This is a genomic window from Mesorhizobium waitakense, assembly GCF_056431085.1.
The window spans coordinates 26,371-46,320 of the sequence record NZ_JBWKME010000194.1 but is presented as its reverse complement, the minus strand read 5'-3'; the positions used below and the strand labels follow the sequence as shown (position 1 = coordinate 46,320).

The 19,950-nt window shown below is 62.8% G+C and carries 22 protein-coding genes; 6 read left to right on the top strand and 16 right to left on the bottom strand.

Going from position 1 to position 19,950, the window contains the following annotated elements:
- Positions 1 to 6: 6 nt before the first annotated feature.
- From AC07FD_RS36080 to AC07FD_RS36050, 7 genes are all read right to left on the bottom strand, one after another.
- Positions 7 to 2,565 (bottom strand): sensor histidine kinase, encoded by a 2,559-nt coding sequence (locus tag AC07FD_RS36080; RefSeq protein WP_478353705.1) that lies wholly within the window; start codon positions 2,563 to 2,565, stop codon positions 7 to 9.
- Positions 2,566 to 2,765: 200 nt separating this feature from the next.
- Positions 2,766 to 4,166, bottom strand: coding sequence for an adenosylhomocysteinase (gene ahcY, locus AC07FD_RS36075; RefSeq protein ID WP_477392946.1), 1,401 nt, complete (start codon positions 4,164 to 4,166; stop codon positions 2,766 to 2,768).
- 181 nt (positions 4,167 to 4,347) lie between these two features.
- Positions 4,348 to 4,644 carry an HPr family phosphocarrier protein gene (locus AC07FD_RS36070; protein WP_478353704.1) on the bottom strand — a complete coding sequence of 99 codons (297 nt, stop codon included), beginning with the start codon at positions 4,642 to 4,644 and terminating at the stop codon, positions 4,348 to 4,350.
- Entirely contained in the window at positions 4,641 to 5,042 is a 402-nt protein-coding gene (locus tag AC07FD_RS36065) for a PTS sugar transporter subunit IIA (RefSeq protein WP_056589309.1), read from the bottom strand. The genes AC07FD_RS36070 and AC07FD_RS36065 overlap by 4 nt, the downstream gene beginning before the upstream one ends.
- A 164-nt stretch (positions 5,043 to 5,206) precedes the next feature.
- Positions 5,207 to 5,668 carry an HPr kinase/phosphorylase gene (locus AC07FD_RS36060; protein ID WP_478353703.1) on the bottom strand — a complete coding sequence of 154 codons (462 nt, stop codon included), beginning with the start codon at positions 5,666 to 5,668 and terminating at the stop codon, positions 5,207 to 5,209.
- A gap of 126 nt (positions 5,669 to 5,794) precedes the next feature.
- Positions 5,795 to 7,579 carry a stimulus-sensing domain-containing protein gene (locus tag AC07FD_RS36055; protein ID WP_478353702.1) on the bottom strand — a complete coding sequence of 595 codons (1,785 nt, stop codon included), beginning with the start codon at positions 7,577 to 7,579 and terminating at the stop codon, positions 5,795 to 5,797.
- A gap of 143 nt (positions 7,580 to 7,722) precedes the next feature.
- Positions 7,723 to 8,424 (bottom strand): response regulator transcription factor, encoded by a 702-nt coding sequence (locus AC07FD_RS36050; RefSeq protein WP_013528337.1) that lies wholly within the window; start codon positions 8,422 to 8,424, stop codon positions 7,723 to 7,725.
- A 343-nt stretch (positions 8,425 to 8,767) separates the two neighbouring features.
- Here AC07FD_RS36050 and AC07FD_RS36045 point away from each other — a divergent pair, with 343 nt between their 5' ends.
- From AC07FD_RS36045 to AC07FD_RS36035, 3 genes are all read left to right on the top strand, one after another.
- On the top strand, positions 8,768 to 10,378 hold the full coding sequence (locus AC07FD_RS36045) for a phosphoenolpyruvate carboxykinase (protein WP_478353701.1): 1,611 nt from the start codon (positions 8,768 to 8,770) through the stop codon (positions 10,376 to 10,378).
- A 91-nt stretch (positions 10,379 to 10,469) separates the two neighbouring features.
- Positions 10,470 to 10,907, top strand: coding sequence for an alternative ribosome rescue aminoacyl-tRNA hydrolase ArfB (gene arfB, locus AC07FD_RS36040; protein WP_478353700.1), 438 nt, complete (start codon positions 10,470 to 10,472; stop codon positions 10,905 to 10,907).
- 96 nt (positions 10,908 to 11,003) lie between these two features.
- Positions 11,004 to 11,657, top strand: coding sequence for an alpha-ketoglutarate-dependent dioxygenase AlkB family protein (locus AC07FD_RS36035; RefSeq protein ID WP_478353761.1), 654 nt, complete (start codon positions 11,004 to 11,006; stop codon positions 11,655 to 11,657).
- A 36-nt stretch (positions 11,658 to 11,693) separates the two neighbouring features.
- On the opposite strand, the gene coaA is transcribed toward AC07FD_RS36035, so the two are convergent.
- From coaA to hisB, 9 genes are all read right to left on the bottom strand, one after another.
- Entirely contained in the window at positions 11,694 to 12,653 is a 960-nt protein-coding gene (coaA, locus tag AC07FD_RS36030) for a type I pantothenate kinase (protein ID WP_095083214.1), read from the bottom strand.
- 24 nt (positions 12,654 to 12,677) lie between these two features.
- Positions 12,678 to 13,001, bottom strand: a complete 324-nt coding sequence (locus AC07FD_RS36025; RefSeq protein ID WP_478353699.1) for a phosphoribosyl-ATP diphosphatase — start codon at positions 12,999 to 13,001, stop codon at positions 12,678 to 12,680.
- A gap of 71 nt (positions 13,002 to 13,072) precedes the next feature.
- Positions 13,073 to 13,867 carry an imidazole glycerol phosphate synthase subunit HisF gene (gene hisF, locus AC07FD_RS36020; protein ID WP_478353698.1) on the bottom strand — a complete coding sequence of 265 codons (795 nt, stop codon included), beginning with the start codon at positions 13,865 to 13,867 and terminating at the stop codon, positions 13,073 to 13,075.
- Complete coding sequence (locus tag AC07FD_RS36015; protein ID WP_478353697.1) at positions 13,864 to 14,700, bottom strand: arginase family protein; 837 nt, start codon at positions 14,698 to 14,700, stop codon at positions 13,864 to 13,866. Before AC07FD_RS36015 ends, hisF begins: the two co-directional genes overlap by 4 nt.
- Positions 14,697 to 15,446 carry a 1-(5-phosphoribosyl)-5-[(5-phosphoribosylamino)methylideneamino]imidazole-4-carboxamide isomerase gene (gene hisA / locus AC07FD_RS36010; RefSeq protein ID WP_478353696.1) on the bottom strand — a complete coding sequence of 250 codons (750 nt, stop codon included), beginning with the start codon at positions 15,444 to 15,446 and terminating at the stop codon, positions 14,697 to 14,699. The genes AC07FD_RS36015 and hisA overlap by 4 nt, the downstream gene beginning before the upstream one ends.
- A 3-nt stretch (positions 15,447 to 15,449) precedes the next feature.
- Complete coding sequence (locus AC07FD_RS36005; protein WP_457150065.1) at positions 15,450 to 15,740, bottom strand: DUF1330 domain-containing protein; 291 nt, start codon at positions 15,738 to 15,740, stop codon at positions 15,450 to 15,452.
- Positions 15,741 to 15,746: 6 nt separating this feature from the next.
- The gene (gene hisH, locus AC07FD_RS36000; protein ID WP_478353695.1) at positions 15,747 to 16,397 is read right to left on the bottom strand and encodes an imidazole glycerol phosphate synthase subunit HisH; all 651 of its coding nucleotides are present in this window, start codon (positions 16,395 to 16,397) and stop codon (positions 15,747 to 15,749) included.
- A 1-nt stretch (position 16,398) separates the two neighbouring features.
- Positions 16,399 to 16,875 (bottom strand): DUF2628 domain-containing protein, encoded by a 477-nt coding sequence (locus AC07FD_RS35995; RefSeq protein WP_478353694.1) that lies wholly within the window; start codon positions 16,873 to 16,875, stop codon positions 16,399 to 16,401.
- A 4-nt stretch (positions 16,876 to 16,879) separates the two neighbouring features.
- A complete protein-coding gene (gene hisB / locus AC07FD_RS35990; protein ID WP_478353760.1) occupies positions 16,880 to 17,479 on the bottom strand; it encodes an imidazoleglycerol-phosphate dehydratase HisB in 600 nt (199 codons plus the stop codon).
- 212 nt (positions 17,480 to 17,691) lie between these two features.
- On the opposite strand from hisB, the gene hslV reads away from it, so the two are divergent.
- Genes hslV through AC07FD_RS35975 form a run of 3 tightly spaced genes read left to right on the top strand, consistent with a single transcriptional unit; the run spans position 17,692 to position 19,905 of the window.
- On the top strand, positions 17,692 to 18,243 hold the full coding sequence (gene hslV, locus AC07FD_RS35985; protein WP_095084319.1) for an ATP-dependent protease subunit HslV: 552 nt from the start codon (positions 17,692 to 17,694) through the stop codon (positions 18,241 to 18,243).
- Complete coding sequence (locus tag AC07FD_RS35980) at positions 18,233 to 18,748, top strand: GNAT family N-acetyltransferase (RefSeq protein ID WP_478353693.1); 516 nt, start codon at positions 18,233 to 18,235, stop codon at positions 18,746 to 18,748. Before hslV ends, AC07FD_RS35980 begins: the two co-directional genes overlap by 11 nt.
- Entirely contained in the window at positions 18,745 to 19,905 is a 1,161-nt protein-coding gene (locus tag AC07FD_RS35975) for a hypothetical protein (protein ID WP_478353692.1), read from the top strand. Before AC07FD_RS35980 ends, AC07FD_RS35975 begins: the two co-directional genes overlap by 4 nt.
- The last annotated feature ends 45 nt before the right edge of the window (positions 19,906 to 19,950 follow it).

The following is a 19,950-nucleotide window of genomic DNA, read 5'->3' as shown; positions in this document are numbered from 1 at the left end:
AGCGCGCTACTCGGCCGCGGCGCGGATGCCCGGCATGTCGGGAAAGGTGCAGATGACGGTCGTGCCCTTGTCCTTGCCGGTTTCGATGCGAACGCTGCCGCCATGCAGCTCGACAAAGCTCTTGACGATCGACAGGCCGAGACCGGCACCGCGCCGGCGGCCGCCATTGGCACGCGGCTCAAAACGGCGGAACACCGAATCGAGCAGATCCGGCGGCATGCCGGGGCCGTCGTCATGAACCGAGAATTCCACCCCGTCCGCCAGATGGCGGCAGGTTAGCCGGATGGTGCTGGCTTCCGGCGCATAGTTGGCGGCGTTGCTGAGCAGATTGTAGAGGATCTGGCGGACACGGATCTCGTCGCCGTGGAACGTCTTCGGCGCAGCAGTGGCGTCAATCTCGAGCCTGATCGAATGCTCTTCCAGCCGGTCGGCCACCAGTTCGGCCGCGGCCGCGATGGTACGATCGACATGCACCTCTGAAATGTCGAGCTGCATGATGCCGGCGTCGACCGTCGCCAGGTCGAGGATGTCGTTGACGATGGTGAGCAGGACCGAGGAGGACGATCCGACATGCTCGACATATTCGCGCTGCTTTTGCGTCAGCGGACCGGTCGCCGGCAGCGACAGAAGTTCGGTGAAGCCGATGATGTTGGTCAGCGGCGAGCGCAATTCATAGGAGACGTGCTGGACGAATTCGTTCTTGAGCTGATCGGATTTCTGCAGCGCCTCGTTCTTGTCCTTCAGCGCCCGCTCGACGTTGACGCTGTCGGTGACGTCGACGAAGGTCATCATCACTTGCCCGTTGGGCAGCGGGATCATGGCGTAGCTCAGCACATTGCCATTGTTGAGTTCGGTCTGGCCGTGACGGTCACGGCGCTCGTCGTCGAACCCGGTGATGGCGGCAACGAAACCCGGCCAGGGACTGTCCGCCGCCGCCTGCCGGTCGCAAAGGTCGCGGATCGTGGACACGTGCACATTGGGCTTGGCCGCATCGCCGCTCAGGCCCCAGAGCTTGGCAAAGGCAGGGTTCGACAGACGAAGCCTGCCATCGGGGCCGAACACTGCCACGCCTTCGGCAAGATTGTCGAGCGTCTCGCCCTGCACCCGCACCGCTGTCTGGTAGCGGCTTTCGAGGTCCATCTTCTCGGTCAGGTTCTCGAACACCCAGGTCACGCCGCCCTTGGGCTGCGGGTTGGCGACGACGCGGATGGTCTTGCCGTCCGGCAGATGCCACCAATGTTCCTGCGATTCGACCGCGCGGTAAGCGCCGAGCAGGCCTTCCTTCCAGCGCCGCCATTCCGGCTGTTCGGCGATCTTGCCCGAGCTACGCAGCCGGTCGAGCAGCAGGGCATTGTCGGGAGCGCTGTGCAGGAAGCCGCTGTCGAGCCCCCACAGCTTCTGGAAAGCCTGGTTGAAGAACCGCAACTTCTCGTCGGTGTCGAAAATGGCGACCGCCGTGTTGAGCTGATCGAGCGTGTCGGCGTGGCTCCTGACGGTCCGTTCGTACTCGCTGCGAACGGTCTCGATGGCGCTGGTGTCGCAGGCAAGGCCGGCCGAGCCATCCGCACCGGCAAAGTCGGTGACCGCAAACATACGGCGGTCGCCTTCGATCACGGTGGAAAGCGACTGCTCGAAGACCGGATGCGTCTTGTGCTGGGCGGCAATCGCATCGCGTGCCTGGCCGCCGAGGAACTCCTTTGCCTCGCGAACCGCGGCTTCGGCATTGTCGGCTTCGACCGCATCGGCATAGGCCCGGTTGACCCACTTCAGCCGCCCATCCTCGCTGCGAAGCCATGCCGGCATGTTCAACGCGTCGAGCAGGCCGATCATCGTGTCATGGTCGGCCGCCAGCCGCTGGTTCTCGATCTTCAGCCTGGCCTGGCTGCGCCGCGTCTCCGAGAGCGAGACGAAACGAACCAGCACGTGGGCTGCGCTTTTGCGGCCATGCACTTCGAGCGGTGCGCCGGCCTGCGATTCGATGACGAGATCGAAGTGTTTCGCCTTCTCGCGCAATCCCGCGACGGCATGTTCGAGCGCCGCCGCCGAACGCGGCATCAGCCAGCGGCCGAAAGCGAGGAAAGCGGCACGGTCCTCGGGGGCACCGCTTTCCACGGGCAATGTGCCGATGAGTTCGGGCTTCTTGTTTTCCGCGGCCCAGACGACCAGGCGCTGGTCGCGCAGATTGAGCAGCGCCTCCGAGCGGCGCAAGGCCGCGTTGATGTCGGCGAGGCGGCTCCTGAGTTCGACATTGTCCGCCGAGGTGCGGGCTCTTTCGCGGATGAGAACGATGGCCGACAGAAGTGCTGCGCCGGTCACGCCGACAAACACCGCAAGCTGCATGACCTCGATCGCGCTGATCGACATCCCGGCCGTGGTCACGCCGGCGGCTTCGGCATGCGCAACCGCATAGGCCAAGGGGCAGGCAAACGCGGATGTGGCAAGGAACAGTGCCGCGCGAGCACGCCATGACAAGCTTCCGCCTTGCAAGGCAGAGCCAGTAACCCCCGAATCGTCTTGGCCGCCGGAAACGGCCCGTCCCGCTCTGTGCGGGTGTTGCCCCGGCATGTCTTGGTCCTCTCCGCCGCCTGAATGCAAGACCGCCCTGATGCGCGCCTCTCTTGATCCCCTCTCGGGCCGGAAGCGTCGCGAATCACCTGACAATAAACCCTCGCCGAATCGCCGTGAAGGCTGGCGGCGCGCAAAAATAAAGCCGGGCGAAAAGTCAATCGCCCGGCATCAATATCTGGTAGCAATTTTAGCTTTGGTTAATAGCGGTAGTGTTCCGGCTTGAACGGTCCCTGCTGAGTCACGCCGATATAGGCGGCCTGCTCACCGGACAGTTCGGTCAGGCGGGCGCCAAGCTTGTCGAGATGCAGGCGCGCGACCTTTTCATCGAGATGCTTGGGCAGGACATAGACCTGGTTCGCGTACTGGCCGGGCTTGGTGTAGAGCTCGATCTGGGCCAGCACCTGGTTGGTGAACGAGGCCGACATGACGAAGCTCGGATGACCGGTGGCGTTGCCGAGATTGAGCAGCCGGCCTTCCGACAGCAGAATCATCCGCTTGCCGTCCGGGAAGGTGATCATGTCGACCTGCGGCTTGACGTTGGTCCATTTGAGGTTGCGCAGCGCGGCCACTTGGATCTCGTTGTCGAAGTGACCGATGTTGCCGACAATGACCATGTCCTTCATCGAGCGCATGTGGTCGAGGGTGACGACGTCCTTGTTGCCGGTGGTGGTGATGACGATGTCGGCGGTGGGTGCCGCATCTTCCAGCGTGACGACTTCAAAACCGTCCATCGCCGCCTGCAGGGCGCAGATCGGATCGACCTCGGTGACCTTGACGCGGGCGCCGGCGCCCTTGAGCGAGGCCGACGACCCCTTGCCGACGTCGCCGTAGCCGCAGACGACCGCGACCTTGCCGGCCATCATGGTGTCGGTGCCACGACGGATGCCGTCGACCAGCGATTCCTTGCAGCCATATTTGTTGTCGAACTTCGACTTGGTGACCGAATCGTTGACGTTGATGGCGGGGAAGGGCAGCAGGCCCTTCTTCTGCAACTGGTAAAGCCGGTTGACGCCGGTGGTCGTCTCTTCCGTGACGCCGCGGATCGCTGCCTTCTGCTTGGTGAAGAAGCCGGGCGAAGCCTTCAGGCGCTTCTTGACCTGGGCATAGAAGTATTCCTCTTCCTCGCTCTGCGGGTTGGACAGCACGTCCTCGCCGGCTTCGGCACGGGCGCCGATCAGTATGTACATGGTGGCGTCGCCACCATCATCGAGGATCATGTTGGAGGTGCCGCCGTCGGCCCACTGGAAGATCTTGTCGGTGTAGTCCCAATATTCCTCGAGCGACTCGCCCTTGACGGCGAACACCGGGATACCGGCCTCGGCGATGGCCGCGGCCGCATGGTCCTGGGTCGAGAAGATGTTGCAGGAAGCCCAGCGGATATCGGCGCCGAGCGCCTTCAGCGTCTCGATCAGCACCGCCGTCTGAATGGTCATGTGCAGCGAGCCGGTGATGCGCGCGCCCTTCAGCGGCTTCTTGTCGCCGAATTCCTCGCGGCTGGCCATCAGGCCCGGCATTTCGGTTTCGGCGATCTCGATTTCCTTGCGGCCCCAGCCGGCAAGCGAGATGTCGGCGACCATATAGTCCTTGCTACCCGTCATGGCAGTGCTCCGATGCGAATGTTCTTGCTGCGAATTGGTTGCGGATGCGCCCACGCCGGTCGGCGCGTCGAAGGGCGCGAATTGCCGGTCTGACTAGCAGATCGGGGCTCGGACGACAATGGGATATAAAGAAATCTTTATCCCTGCATGTCCATCGGACATGCTTTGGCGATGTAAAGGATCAGCTTTCCTCGCCGAAGCGGGACGCCACCAATTGCTCCAGCGCGTCGATGACCTGCAGCGCCTGCGGCCCGCTGGCGGTGACACGGATCGAGTAGCCCGGGCTTGCCGCCAGCATCATCAGGCCCATGATGGAGGTGCCGCCGACCTTGACGCCGTCCTTCTCGACATGCACCGAAGCGTCGAAGCCGCTCGCCAGCTGGACGAATTTCGCCGAGGCGCGCGCGTGCAGGCCGCGCTGGTTGATGATGGGAAAGTCCCGGACGATCTGATCTTTTTCCGGGGACAGCGCATTCATTTGCTGCTCAAAAGCTGGCTGGCGACGTTGATGTATTTGCGGCCGGCCGCCTGCGCCTCGTCAAGTGCGGCCGCCATGTTGTCGCCCTTGCGGATCGAGGAGAGCTTGATCAGCATCGGTAGGTTCATGCCGGCGATCACCTCTGTGCGGCCGGACTCCATCACCGAAATGGCAAGGTTGGAAGGGGTGCCGCCGAACATGTCGGTTAGCACGATAACGCCCGTTCCGGTGTCGACACGGGCGACGGCGTCGACGATGTCGCGACGACGCTGCTCCATATCGTCATCGGCGCCGATCGCCACGGTTTCGAAATTGTCTTGTGGCCCGACGACATGTTCCACGGCATGTCGGAACTCGGCGGCCAGTTGACCGTGCGTTACAAGCACGAGTCCGATCATTCTTTGGTGGCTCCCGTCATCGCCGCTTCACAGGCGCATATTATGCTCGCCAGCCATTCCAGGCGGCGGGAGCGCTATCTTGTCGACGCGCGGCCGGTTGACAAGCCCCAAATTGCGCCGGCCCATGCCATTTTGACGCATTGCAGCAAAAAATCCGGAGCGGATCATAGAAAAGGCGCGATCGACAGCCGCGCCATCACGGCGGGCAAGGCAGTGGCGGCGTTGCGCTCTGCAAGGTCGATACGCGGCACCGGGCAGCCTGCGACCGGCTCGCTGATTTCCTCCTGGAAACGGGCCATGTCTGCCTTTGGCACCAGCCTCACATGCAGGTCGATCACTCCGCCCGGCTCGAACGGCAGCGGGCGCGGCATGAACCCAGGTACTTCGGCGAGACCGGCGATGGCCGCCGGCACGCGACAGACCAGCTGCCCGGCGCGGGCCGCGGCAAGCAGCCTGTCGTCGCCGATCAGCCGCGAGAACAGCCCGCGCGCGCGGCAATGGTCCAGGAGTGTCAGCGCCAGCGTCGTCTTGCCGGCGCCGGACGGCCCGGTGATAAGGACGCCGCGCTCACCGATCAGGATCGCGGTTCCGTGAATGTTTTCAGGCTGCGCAGCCGGATCAGGCACGATCTTGGCCAATCATGCATTTTGAATGAAGCATGATCCTGTCCGAAAAACGGTTCCTACTTTTCAGGATCATGCATTTTGCGTGAAGCATGATCTTGCCCGAAAACCGCTTCCCACTTTCCGGGATCATGCTTCGGCCGGCAGTGTCACGACGAAGCGCGCACCTTTGATTTCGCCGGGCTTGGTTCCGGGGATGTTCTCGGCGGTCAAGGTGCCGCCATGGGCCTCGACGATCTGCCTGGATATCGACAGGCCAAGACCCGAATTCTGGCCGAACGCCTCGCCTGCGGGCCGGTCGGTGTAGAAACGTTCGAAGATGCGGTCGATGTTGTCGGCGCGAATGCCAGGACCATTGTCGTCGACGGTGACGATGTTGAACTTGCCGGCGCGCGCCAGCGACAGGCTGATGTGGCCATGGTCCTCGGGAACGAAGGAGCGGGCGTTCTCGATCAGGTTGGTGATGACCTGGCCGATGCGCAGATCATGACCGACGACCACATAGCCTTTGACGCCCTGCGGCAGCTTGGCGACCTTGAACTCGATCTCGACGGCCTTCTTGTTGCGCGTGGCTTCACGCGAAACGGCAACGAGATCGGTGATAAATTTCTTCAGGTCGACCGTCCCGGCATCTTCGCGCGCCAGTTCGGCATCAAGACGGGAGGCGTCGGAAATATCGGTGATCAGCCGGTCCAGCCGCCTGACATCATGCTGGATAATGTCCATCAACCGGCTGCGCGAATTGTCGTTCTTGGCCAGCGGCAAGGTTTCCACCGCGCTGCGCAGCGAGGTCAGCGGGTTCTTCAGTTCGTGCGACACGTCAGCGGCAAAGCTTTCGATCGCCTCGATACGGGCATAGAGCGCGTTGGTCATGTCGCGTATGGCGATCGACAGATTGCCGATCTCATCCTGGCGGTCGGAAAAGTCCGGGATCTCCTCGCGGCTCTTGACGCCGCGCCGCACCCGCACGGCCGCCGCCGACAGCCGGCGCAGCGGATTGGCAATGGTGGAGGCGAGCAGCATCGACAGGATGGCGGTGACAAGCGCCGCGATGCCGAAGACGCGCAGGATCGCCTTGCGCTCGGCGGCGACGATCTTGTCGATGTCGCCGCCTTCGGTCGACAGCATCAGTACGCCGAGAACGGCGCGGAAGCGCTGGATCGGCACCGCCACCGAAACGATCTGCTCGCCCTGTTCCGAGATGCGCACGATGGTAGACGGGCTGCCGGTGAGCGCCTTGACCACTTCCGGGAAGGCGGCGCCATTGCCGCCCGGCTGCTCGTGATAGACCGGCAGTTCGGTGTTGCGGAAGAAATCGAAGACGAATTTCTGGATGCGCTCGACCAGATCGGGCTCTTCCTCTTCGACCGGCGGCAGGTCGTAGCGCAGGATCTGGCCGCGCGAGTAGAGATGGCGCGAATCGAGCAGCAGATTGGCGTCGCGGTCATAGATGCGGGCGCGCGTGCGGGTCGGCGAGATCAGCCTTCGCAGCACCGGCGCGACACGTTCCGGGTTGATCGGGAAGTCGAGATTGTCGAGCTGGTCGGAGCCCGGCCCGAGGCTTTCCCCGGCCTGCAGCTCGAGCAGCTTTTCCGGGTCGATGCTGATCGAATCCGTCTCGACCGTCGCCGACGCGGCGATGGCGCCGGCGATGATCTCGCCCTGGGTCATCAGGCTCTCGACCCGGGCGTCGATCAGCCCGTCACGGAAGGTGTTGAGATAGAGGATGCCGGTGACAAGGACGGCCAGGCCGGCGAGGTTGAGGAAGAGGATACGCCGCGTCAGGCTGGAAAAGATATGATGGCCGAGGAAGCGGCGCATCGGCACCGTGATTTTCGAGAGGAATGACGGCATGATACGCGACGGCCGCCTCGCAGCGCCCGCCGGTCTTGCTCGCTGTGCTTCCACTGCCATCGAATAGCAGCTCCCGCCTAGTCTTTGCCTTGATGCATGTCGTTGTCCCAAAACCGGGCCCACTTTTGGGCGACATGCATTACCTTGCTTTGACGCATGTCGTTATCCCAAAACCGGGATCACTTTGGGCGACATGCATCGACTTACGCTTCGCGGAACCGGTATCCGACTCCGTAAAGGGTTTCGATCATCTCGAAGTCGTCGTCGACGGCCTTGAACTTCTTGCGCAGCCGCTTGATGTGGCTGTCGATGGTCCGGTCGTCGACATAGACCTGCTCATCATAGGCCGAATCCATCAGCGCATCACGGCTTTTTACGACACCGGGACGCTGCGCCAGCGAGTGCAGGATCAGGAACTCGGTGACGGTCAACGTCACCGGCTCGCCCTTCCAGGTGCAGGTGTGGCGCTCCTGGTCCATGACCAACTGGCCGCGCTCGAGCGACCGAGCCTGCTGACTGGGCGTCTTTGCCGCAGCCTCGCGGGCACTGGCACGGCGCAGCACGGCGCGCACCCGCTCGACCAGCAGACGCTGCGAGAACGGTTTGCGGATGAAATCGTCGGCGCCCATCTTGAGGCCGAACAATTCGTCGATCTCGTCGTCCTTTGACGTCAGGAATATCACTGGAAGGTCGGACTTCTGGCGCATCCGGCGCAGCAATTCCATGCCATCCATGCGCGGCATCTTGATGTCGAGGATGGCAAGGTTCGGCGGGCGTGCCGCCAGCCCTTCCAGCGCAGACGCACCATCCGTGTAGGTCTCGACGCGATACCCCTCGGATTCGAGGGCGATCGACACCGATGTCAGAATGTTGCGGTCGTCATCGACAAGCGCGATTGTTGCCATTTCAAGCGGCTCCCTCATGAGCTGTCCCTTCTTTCGTAGAGAAGGGGCTTTTGCAGGACAAATTAGGTACAAAATGTGGCATAGGCATTGTCCGCTGTCACGCGCGGCATGCCGGCGGCCACAATCCTACCCCGATATGGATTGGACGAACGAACACCGCCAATCCTTTGGGCAACCACCAAAGTTTTTGCACATATAAACGATTTAAACAACTTTCAAAATTTTTAAATCGATTAATGATTTGATATCATTTGGCTTTTCTGGTTCTGACGATCTCAGCCTGCTAGTGGGCATGCCGGAACATACGCCGGCAAAGATGCGGAAAATCGAAGAGGGACACTTGATGTCGGAAGTCGGAAAACGCAATTCTGCCTGTGCGATCGATCATATCGGCCTGAAGACCATCGGCGTGGTGCGCTATAATTTCGGCGCGGCAGCCCTTTACGAGGAATCGATCCGGCGCGGCGAAGCCCGGCTCACCGCACATGGCGCACTGGTCGCCGAGACCGGCCAGCACACCGGCCGCTCGCCCAAGGACAAATTCGTCGTGCGCGACGGCGCAACCGAGCCGCATATCTGGTGGGACAACAACAAGGCGATCTCGCCGGCCCAGTTCGACCTTCTGCTTGCCGATTTCCGCGCGCATGCCGCGGACAAGGATCTTTACGTGCAGGATCTGGTCGGCGGCGCCGACGCAGGACTGAAACTGCCGACCCGGGTGGTTACCGAACTTGCCTGGCACTCGCTGTTCATCCGCAATCTGCTTATCCGCCCGGATGCCGCCGAGCTCGAGCATTTCGTGCCCGAGATGACGATCATCGACCTGCCGTCGTTCCGCGCCGATCCCGCCCGCCACGGCAGCCGCACCGAAACGGTGATCGCCGTCGACCTGACGCGCAAGATCGTGCTGATCGGCGGCACCTCCTATGCCGGCGAGATGAAGAAGTCGGTGTTCACCATGCTCAACTATCTGTTGCCGGCGAAAGGCGTGATGCCGATGCATTGCTCGGCCAACGAGGGTGCGAGCGGCGACGCCGCCGTCTTCTTCGGCCTGTCGGGAACCGGCAAGACGACGCTGTCGGCCGATCCGTCGCGCACGCTGATCGGCGACGACGAGCATGGCTGGGGACCGCACGGCATCTTCAATTTCGAAGGCGGCTGCTACGCCAAGACGATCAAGCTGTCGGCGGAAGCCGAGCCGGAAATCTTCGCCACCACGCAGCGCTTCGGCACAGTGCTGGAAAATGTCGTGCTCGACGCCGACGGCGTGCCGGATTTCAACGACGGAAGGCTCACCGAAAACACACGCTGCGCCTATCCGCTGGACTTCATCCCCAATGCCAGCAAGACGGGACGCGCCAATCATCCGAAGAACATCATCATGCTGACCGCCGATGCCTTCGGCGTGATGCCGCCGATCGCCCGGCTGACCCCGGCGCAGGCGATGTATCATTTTCTGTCCGGCTACACCGCCAAGGTGGCCGGAACTGAAAAGGGCGTGACCGAACCCGAAGCGACGTTTTCGACCTGCTTCGGCGCGCCGTTCATGCCGCGCCATCCCTCGGAGTACGGCAATTTGCTGCGCGAACTGATTGCCCGCCACGACGCCGACTGCTGGCTGGTCAACACCGGCTGGACCGGCGGCGCCTACGGTACCGGCAAGCGGATGCCTATCAAGGCAACGCGGGCATTGCTTGCGGCGGCACTCGACGGCTCGCTGAAGGCGGCCGAGTTCCGCACCGACCCTCATTTCGGTTTCGAGGTGCCGGTGGCGGTTCGCGGCATCGACAGCGCCATTCTCGACCCGCGGTCGACCTGGGCCGACAAGGCGGGTTACGACCGGCAGGCGGCAAGGCTGGTCGGCATGTTCGCCGTCAACTTCGAGAAATTCGAAAGCCATGTCGACGCTGTGGTGCTGGGTGCCGCGCCACGCATGCAGGAAGCGGCGGAGTAATCACGTCATTGGGCTGAACTCAGCCTGTCGTTGAAAGGCCCGGTTTCGATCGGGCCTTTTCTTTTTCGATCCGCCGCGCCATGACTGCGGCATGGCGAGCGACGACGACATCATCATTGCCGACGATGCGGTGATCCACCCGGGCGACCTGCACGAGGACTTCATCCGCTCGTCCGGTCCGGGCGGCCAGAACGTCAACAAGGTGGCGACGGCAGTACAACTGCGCTTCGACGCGGCCAACGCAGCAGGCCTTTCGGAGCGCGTACGCGAGCGGACGATCAAGCTTGCCGGCCAGCGTGCCACCAAGGACGGCGTCATCATCATCGAGGCAAGCCGCTTCCGCACGCAGGAACAGAACCGGGCGGACGCACGGGCAAGACTCACGGCGCTGGTCGCCAAGGCCGCCGAGCCGCCACCGCCGCCACGCAAGAAGACGCGGCCATCGAAAGGCGCGGTGGAGCGGCGGCTGAAGAGCAAGGCCGGACGCGGCACGATCAAAAAACTGCGCGGCCGGGTCGGCGACGACTAAGCCTTCGGAAGCGTCTGGAGATACGGTTTTCGGGTCGCTGCCGGTGACCCGTCATGGCATCATGTTTTCGCACGACCAATGTGATTGAACAGCCTCATGCTCGTCCTGCCCAAAGGCGTCCGCCACATGCCGGCCTATCTGTCTCGCACCGTGCAGGAAACGCTGGTCGAGGCGGTGAGAGGCATCGTGCAGCAGGCGCCGCTGTTCGTGCCGGCGATGCCGCGCACCGGCAAGGAGATGAGCGTGCGCATGACCAATTGCGGCCCGCTCGGCTGGGTCACCGACAAGGAGCATGGCTATCGCTACCAGCCGACGCATCCGGTGACCGGATTGCCGTGGCCGCCAATTCCGGACGGGCTGGTCGAGCTGTGGCGGCAGGTGTCGGGCTACCCACATCCGCCGGAAGCGTGCCTGATCAATTTCTATACCCCGGAGGCCAAAATGGGCTTGCATCAGGACCGCGACGAGGCCGATTTTTCGGCACCGGTGGTTTCCGTTTCGCTGGGCGACGATTGCCTGTTCAGGGTCGGCCAGACGACGCGTGAGGGCGGCACGAAGTCGTTCAGGCTGAAAAGCGGCGACGTCGTGGTGCTCGGCGGCGAAGGACGCCTCAGCTTTCACGGCGTCGACCGCATCTACCCCTCGACCTCGGCACTGCTGAAGAATGGCGGCCGCATCAATCTGACGCTGCGGCGGGTGACGAAGCCAACCGCCGCCGCGACGAGCGGCGTCCCGGGAGAAGGCCAATAGGCAATTCCAAGAAATTGACGCGCTGGGCGGACGTCGTCACAGCTTCCTGAGCGCCACTTCCTCGATCAGGTGATCGGCGCCCTTGCGCAGGATGAGGTCGGCGCGAGCCCGCGTCGGCAGGATGTTCTCACGCAAATTCTTCAGATTAATGTTGGTCCAAAGGCCTTCGGCGATGGCGCGGGCCGAATCCTCCGAGAGCTGCGAATAGCGGTGAAAGAAGGAATCCGGATTGCGGAAGGCGGTCTCGCGCAGCCGCATGAAACGGGCGGTGTACCATTGATGGATCAGCTTCTCGTCGGCATCGATATAGATGGCGAAGTCGAAGAAGTCCGACAGGAAGGGCACGATCTTGCCGTCCTGCGGCAGCTTGCCGGGCTGCAGGACATTGATGCCTTCGAAGATCAGGATGTCGGGGCGGTCGATGGTGACGAACTCGCCGGGAATGACGTCATAGGTCAGATGCGAATAGACGGGCGCCCGGACATTGCGCTGCGCCGACTTGATGCCGGACAGGAAGCGCAGCAGCGCGCCGACATCGTAGCTATCGGGAAAACCCTTGCGCTCCATCAAATTTTCGCGGCGCAGCACCTCGTTGGGCAGCAGGAAGCCGTCGGTGGTGATGAGATCGACCTTGGGGCTCGACGGCCAGCGCGCCAGCAGCTCCTTCAACACGCGCGCGGTGGTCGATTTGCCGACCGCGACGGAGCCGGCAATGCCGATGATGAACGGCGTCTTTTCCACGTCGACCGCGTTGAAGAAGGCCTGGCGTTGCCTGAACAGCAATTGGCTGGCCTCGACATGCGCCGACAGAAGCCGCGACAGCGAGAGGTAGATGCGCTTGACCTCTTCGAGGTCGACCGGGTCGTTGAGCGAGCGCAGGCGGCGGAATTCATCCTCGCTCAGCGTCAGCGGCGTGTCGGCGCGGAATTGCGACCATTGCTCGGCGGAGAAGAAACGAAAGGGAGAATATTTCTCGGTCGGCGCGAGCTGATCCATCGAAATACCTGCCCTCCCTAGCGGTCAGCCCTTGGGCCGTGACGCCTTCTCGGCAACGCCCGAACGACCGGTGCGGCCTTCGAGTTCCCTGAGCACGTCGCTCAACGGAACCCCTGAGACGCCGAGAACGACGAGCCAATGATATATAAGATCGGCACTTTCCGAAACGAGGGCCTGTTTGTCGCCCTTGACGGCGGCAATCACCGTCTCGACTGCCTCTTCGCCGAGCTTCTGCGCCGCCTTGTCGATGCCGCGCGCAAACAGCTTTGCCGTCCAAGACTCCGGGTCACCGGAATGGGCGCGTTCCCTGACGATTTTTTCCAGATCGGAGAGCGAAAACTCGGTCATGGGCGTTTATCTATCTGCTTGTTTAAGCATGATCTTTCCGAAAACCGGGTCCCATTTTTTGGGATCATGCTTTAGGTCCGATCACCAAGGGAGTCCAGCCGCATCGGCAGGCCGGCCTGGGCCATATGCGCCTTGGCCTGCCCTATCGTGTAGGTGCCGAAATGGAAGATCGAAGCGGCCAGCACCGCGCCGGCATGACCGTCGCGAATGCCTTCGACCATGTGATCGAGCGTGCCGACGCCGCCGGAAGCGATGACCGGCGCGCGCACCGCATCCGCAATCGCACGAGTCAGCGCGATGTCGTAACCGGCCTTGGTGCCGTCCCGGTCCATCGAGGTCAGCAGGATTTCGCCGGCGCCGCGATCGACCATCAGCCGAGCGAATTCGACCGCGTCGATGCCGGTCTTCTCGCGCCCGCCATGGGTGAAGATCTCCCAGCGGTCGGCTTCGCCGGCGCCGGACACTTTCTTGGCGTCGATGGCGACGACGATGCACTGGTTGCCGAACTTGTCGGCGGCCTCGGCGACGAAATCCGGGTTCTTCACCGCCGCCGTGTTGATCGACACCTTGTCGGCGCCGGCCAAAAGCAGCTTCCTGATGTCGGCGACCTGGCGCACGCCACCGCCGACCGTCAGCGGCATAAAGCACTGTTCGGCGGTGCGGGCGACGACGTCGAAGATGGTCTCGCGATTGTCCGATGAAGCCGTTATGTCGAGGAAGCAGAGCTCGTCGGCGCCGGCCGCGTCATAGGCCTTGGCCGCCTCGACCGGATCGCCGGCGTCGATGAGATCGACGAAGTTGACGCCCTTGACGACACGGCCGTTCTTGACGTCGAGGCAAGGGATGACACGGGCTTTCAGCATCACCTTCCCTCTATCGTGGCGATGAGATCGTTGAGCAACTGGCCGACCAGCGGTGGAACATCGCCCTGGGCGTCGAAGGCCGGATCGTAGGCGGAAACGGTGATGCCGACGACCGGCAACGCAAGCGCCATGGTGCAAGCCGCGCCGCGCAGCTGTTCCGGATTCGGCCCGCCCGAACTGACGTAACGGTTGGCCTGCAGTTCCTCCGGATCGTGCACGTCCAGATCGAGATGCATGTGAATGCGTTTGGCGCCGGCGGCCTTCAGCTTTTCGGTCGCCTGGGCCACTCCAGGACATTCCGTTCGAAGGATCGGTAATGTCTCGAGAAGCTGTTTTTCAGCCGGATCGAGATCGCGTGCATTGACGAGCACGCAACGTGACGGATCGATCGGCTGGAAGCCGGGAATGGCTGCCGCCATCGGACGCCAGCACAGGCCGAGCACGGTCGCCAGCGCCATGCCGTCGAGAAAGCCATAGACGGATGTCTCGGGTGTGTTGAGATCGCCATGCTGGTCGGCCCAGACGATCGCATCGGCACCTTCGCCAGCGACCGCGCCGGCGCTGGTCAGGCAATTTCCTGAGAGAACAATGGGAAAGCGGCCGCTGTCGCGAGCAAGGCGAACCTCGGCCGCAACCGCGTTGCAGACTGCAAAGCCGGTGGCGATCTCGCGCTCCTGGGCGTCTCCGACCCTGCCTATGTCTTCGACGACAACGTCATGACCGGCTATGGTCAGGGCTTCGACCAGCCCGCCGGAAATCAACGCATCGGGACCCTGGCCCATGCCGCCATGATAGTGGCCGCTGTCGTAGGAGGCCAGGATGATGGAGATCTTCACCGCTGCGTCTCCACCGCCGGCCTGCCTTGCAGGATCGCCAGCGCCTCGGCCGGATCGATGCGGCCGTCATAGAGCGCCCGGCCTGAGATCGCGCCTTCGAGCTTTTGCGCATCGGGCATGGTCATACGCACGATGTCGGCGATCGAGGCGAGGCCGCCGGACGCAATGACGGGAATGGACACGGCGTCGGCGAGGTCGATGGTGGCATCCCAGTTGATGCCGGTCAGCACGCCGTCGCGGTCGATATCGGTGTAGATGATGGCGGCAACGCCGGCGCCCTCGAATTTCCTCGCCAATTCGATGACACCGAGGCTCGACGCCTCGGCCCAGCCCTCGACGGCCACTTTGCCGCCCTTGGCGTCGATGCCGACGGCCACCTTGCCAGGAAACGCCTTGCAGGCCTGCTTGACCAGATCGGGATCGCGCACCGCCACCGTGCCGAGGATGACACGGGCGAGCCCGCGGTCGAGCCAGTCTTCGATCTGCTCCAGCGTGCGGATGCCGCCGCCGAGCTGGACCGGGTTCTTGGTAGCCTTGAGGATGGCGCCGACTGCCGCGCTGTTGACGCTCTGGCCCTTGAAGGCGCCGTTGAGGTCGACGACATGCAGCCATCCGAAGCCCTGCTGCTCGAAGGCTATTGCCTGGGCGGCCGGGTCGTCATTGTAGATGGTCGCGGTCGCCATGTCGCCGTGCTTCAGGCGCACGCACTGGCCGTCCTTGAGATCGATGGCTGGAAACAGGATCACGTTTCAGGCGCCTTCAACGATGACGAAATGGCCGGTCGAGGCGGCGAGCCGGAACTTCGAGGCGTGCTGATACTCCGGTGAATGATAGCATTCGACCGCCTTGTCGTAGGATTCGAACTCGACCAGCACATGCCGGTTGCCGGTCGGTCCTTCGGGATTCTCGTAGCGACCGGCCCGCACCGGGAATTTCGCGCCGTATTTTGCAAAGGCCACCGCATTCGCCTCGATGTACTGCTTGTACATTTCGGGATCGCGGACATCGATCATAGCCATCCAATAGCCCTTCTTGCTCATGATTCTTCAGGGCCTCCAGCGCAGGAAATTGGTGATCAGCGCCAGGCCCAGCGCCTGGCTCTTTTCGGGATGGAACTGCGTGCCGACGAGATTGTCGCGGGCGACGGTGGCCGTCACCGGGCCGCCATAGTCGGCGACCGCCAGAACCTCGTCGGACTTCTGCGCATCCAGATGGTAGGAATGCACGAAATACGCATGCAGTCCGCTGTTTCCGGTCGGAATGCCCGCAAACAGTGGGTGTTGACGCTTGAGTTCGATCGTGTTCCAGCCGATCTGCGGGATCTTCAGCGCCGGATCGGCCGGCATGATCTCCTTGACGTCGCCGGCGATCCAGCCAAAGCCGTGGGTCACGGTCTTTTCCAAGCCGCGCTCGGACATCAGCTGCATGCCGACGCAGATGCCAAGGAAAGGCCGGCCCTTAAGGATCGCGACTTCCTCGACCGCTTCCCACATGCCGGCGACGCCGCGCAGGCCGGCCGCGCAGTCAGCATAGGCGCCGACGCCCGGCAGGACGATGCGGTCGGCGGTGCGGACCCGTTCCGCGTCGGCGGTCAGGTCGATTTCAGCCGATATGCCGGCCTCACGCGCGGCGCGCTCGAAGGCCTTGGTGGCCGAGCGCAGATTGCCCGACCCGTAATCGATGATCGCAACACGCATCTCAGGGTCTTCCCGGAATGTGGGTCAGCCCCAGCGCCATGCCCGGCTGCGCCGGGCGCGCCAAGGCGGCATCCGGGACCATGCGCGGCGGGGGTACGGCTTGATCGGAAAGTGCTTCCGCCTCCAAGGCGTAGCGCCCGTCGGCATCATCGAGCCGACCGGCCTCGACCACGCCCCATTCATGCCAGCCGCGGCGGCGAAGTGTCGCGATGCGCAGCCCCTGCCCCTCCAACCCGACATAGAGCGAAACCAGCAGCGACAGCAACGAACCGGTCAGGCCGAGGCCGAGCTTTTGGCCAAGCAATGAAAGCAGGGCCGCGACGACGAAGGCGAGCGCAGCTTCGATCCACAGCCGATGCCAGGCAAACCAGAGCGGCGGCACCAGGAATCCGATCCAGGTAAAGCCGTCGCGGACAAAGGCCGTTGCGTCGACCTTCTCGCTGCGGCCGGGCGGTTCCATCACGACATAGATGGCCATGACCTTATCCCTTCAACGATCCCTTGGTGGAGGGAACCGCGTCCGGCTGGCGCGGGTCGCGTTCGAGCGCTGTGCGCAGCGCACGCGCCACCGCCTTAAAGCAGGTCTCGGCGATGTGGTGGTTGTTGGCGCCATAGTGGCTGGTGACGTGCAGCGTGATGCCGGCATTCTGCGCCAGCGCCTGAAAGAATTCACGCACAAGTTCGGTGTCGAACGTGCCGATCTTCGGCGACGAGAAGGAAACGTTCCAGACCAGGAACGGCCGGCCGGACACGTCGATCGCCGCGCGCGTCAGCGTCTCGTCCATGGCAAGGTCGATCGAGGCATAGCGCATGATGCCGCGCCGTTCGCCGAGTGCCTTGGCCAGCGCCTGGCCGAGCGCGATGCCGGTGTCCTCGACGGTGTGGTGGTCGTCGATATGCAGATCGCCCTTGGCCCGAACCGTCATGTCGATCAAGGAATGGCGCGACAGCTGATCCAGCATATGGTCGAAGAAACCAACGCCCGTCGAAATGTCTGACTTGCCCGAGCCGTCGACATGGACCGATACGGCAATATCGGTTTCCTTGGTCTTGCGGCTTGCTTCGGCGGAACGGGGCGACATGATCTTGTCCTTGTCCCAGGGTTTGATGCGTTCCAAGCCTTCGCCGGCTTGAAAACGAAAGCCTTCTAGCAGCATGATCCGGCGATTGCCAGTTGCCATCCGGGTCGCTATCGAGCCGTTTGCAATCACCGGGCCCATGCATACATATGGCCGATCAAGTCACTCGTACCGCGCCAATCGCCTATTGGGATGGCGCGAATCGGAGCCAGGAAATGTCTGATAATCTGACCATGCACGCCACGACCATCGTGACGGTGCGCAAGGGCAACAAGGTGGTGATCGCCGGCGACGGCCAGGTCAGCCTTGGCCAGACCATCATGAAGGGCAACGCCAAGAAAGTGCGCCGCATCGGCAAGGGCGGCAATGTGATTGCCGGTTTCGCCGGCGCCACCGCCGATGCCTTCACGCTGCTGGAGCGGCTGGAAGCCAAGCTCGAACAATATCCCGACCAGCTGACGCGCGCTTGTGTGGAGCTCGCCAAGGACTGGCGTACCGACCGCTACCTGCGCCGGCTGGAAGCGATGATGCTGGTTGCCGACAAGTCGACCTCACTGGCGCTGACCGGCACCGGCGACGTGCTCGAACCCGAATATGGCGTCATGGCCATCGGCTCCGGCGGCAATTACGCGCTGGCCGCTGCGCGCGCACTGATGGACACCGACAAGGACGCCGAGGAGATCGCCCGCAAGGCGATGCAGATCGCGTCCGACATCTGCGTCTACACCAACAACAACTTCGTCGTCGAAACGCTCGATGCCGGTTGATCCGGCCATCCTTTATGATTTTCGGCCGGTGACCGAGAAAGACCTGCCGATGATCGCCGGCTGGCTCGCCGAACCGCATGTCACCCAGTGGTGGGACGACCCCGAGACGGAAATCGCCGAGATTCGCGACCATATCGACAGCATTTCCGTCGAGCCGCTGATCGTCGAGCTCGACGGCAAGCCGATCGCCTATCTGCAGAGCTACGATCCGCATCTGGAAGACGACCACCCCTATGCCGACCAGCCGTTCGGAACGCTCGGCATCGACCTGTCGATCGGCCGGCCGGAGCTGATCGGCCTCGGCCACGGCTCGGCGATCGTGCGGCAATTCGTCGAGCAGCTGTTCGAGGAAGGCGTTCCGCGCGTCATCATCGACCCGCATCCGAGCAATGCACCAGCGATCCGCGCTTATGAGAAAGCCGGCTTTGCCGCCTTTGACACCCGGACAACGGAATACGGGCCAGCCCTGATGATGGCGCGCGAAGCACCACAGGAGGCCGGTTGATCAGCGCTGAAACACTCGACAAGGCAGTCGCAGCAGGTCTGATCTCGCAAATCACGCGGGATCAGCTGGAGGTCATGGAACGCGCGGTCGCTCTCACCCCCGAGGCCAGGCGCGCCGATGACGATGGTGACGAGGAAAACCTGCGGTTGGTCGGCGGCGGCAACGATCTATTCGTCACCGTGGGAACCGTTCTGCTCAGCGCCGGATTCTTCTTTGTCCTCACCACCTTGCTTCCAGGCCAGACATTCTGGATCGCAGGCATCCTCGCGGTTTTCGCCTGGGGGCTCGCCGAAATTGTCACGCGTCAGCACCGGATGAAATTATCGTCGTCCGTGCTTGCCTTGATTTTCATGACCGCCATTCTGGTCGCTTTGGCGCTACAAGTGGAGGCCAGCTTCGGCATACGCAAGCCGGAGACTATCTGGCAGCTATTGGCGTTGCGCCAGACGGCGTCCCGGGCCGGATATCTGTTCCTGGGCGGAGGAATAATTGCGGCGGCGATCTATTTCTGGCGCTTTCGCGTCCCCATCATTGCCGGAGCTATCGCCATCGCGTTCACACTGCTTGCCTTCCTGCAAACGGCGATAATCCTGTATGACAGTGTGACAACGGGCGCGATTGCGCCGCCGCGCCTTGAGGATGTTCCCGAATTGCTCCGCGCGGCACTTTACATGCCGCTGATCTGCGGCCTGATCGTGTTCGCAACGGGTGTAGCTTTTGACATTTACGATAGGGATCGACGCAAGATCTGGTCCGATTGCGCTTTCTGGCTGCATGTCGTCTCGGCGCCCATGCTGGTGCATCCGCTCTTTATCATGGCAACCGGCCAGAACGTCGTATTCGGACATATCGCGCCGGACGCCAATGCAACCATTATGCTGACGATCCTGATCCTTGGCTTCCTCTACGTCGCGCTCGCCATAGACCGCCGTTCGCTTCTGGTTCCTACGTTGGCTTACTTCGGCTCGCTGGGCATCTATTATCTGGTGAATTCCGCCTCCGGTTCGACGGGCGTCCCGCCTTTTGCCTTGATCCTGGTCGTTGTCGGCGCGCTGATTATTCTGTTCGGGGCTGGCTGGCAGCGTATCCGGCGGATTGTCGTCAAACCCACCTTGCCGGCGGCCGTGATCCGCCGGCTACCGCCGCTGAAGGCGTGACGGGCTTTGTGATGGTTGAGACGGCGACGCGGAAGAGAGGCAATA